The sequence below is a fragment of the Planktothrix serta PCC 8927 genome (assembly GCF_900010725.2).
Classification (GTDB): Bacteria; Cyanobacteriota; Cyanobacteriia; order Cyanobacteriales; family Microcoleaceae; genus Planktothrix; species Planktothrix serta.
Genome location: NZ_LR734975.1, coordinates 1 through 675 on the forward strand (window position 1 = coordinate 1; position 675 = coordinate 675).

At 45.6% G+C, this 675-nt stretch carries 1 protein-coding gene; it reads left to right on the plus strand.

What is annotated here, in order from left to right:
- Positions 1-675 (plus strand): carbohydrate-binding protein (locus PL8927_RS28280; RefSeq protein WP_197047605.1); only part of this gene is annotated, 675 nt, incomplete at both ends.

Below are 675 nucleotides of genomic sequence, written 5' to 3' on the forward strand. Positions count from 1 at the left end.
AGAAGCCAGCCAAGTTAGCGATACCAGTGATAATACCGTTGTTAGTAGTAGCTTAGATACCTTTAACATTAACGTTCAGTCTTCACCCCCTCCAGCCTCCAAGGTGAGAGTAGAAGCTGAAAATATGACCTTAGCCGGGTATAAGATTGAGTCGGGAACCTTTGCCTCTGCGGGTAAATTTATTGGTTTATCAAGTCCCAATACCACCGGAAATGCGACCCAAGCCTTTAGCGGAGTATCGGGTCTATATGATATCGTAGTCGGATATTTTGACGAAAACGATGGTATATCTCCCTTCTCCGTTTCCGTCGCCGGGAATACCGTTAGTCAATGGACTGCTGCTCAATCCCTAGGAGATACTCGGGCTTCAGCTACAACCTTGACCTCAAAAACAATTTCTGGGGTTAATCTGACTCAAGGCGATGAAATTAAACTGACTGGAACCTTAGAACGTGGAGAAAATGGCAGGTTTGACTATGTAGAGTTTATTCCAGTTACAACCCCAACTCCCGATACCACTGCACCCACAGCAACTGCCACAGCTAACGATACCACCCTAAATTTAGGCAGTAATAATAGTTACACCTTCACCGTTACCTACAGCGATAATCAAGCGGTGAAAGTTTCCAGTCTCGATAGTCAAGATGTGCGCGTCACTGGGCCGAATGGGTTTGA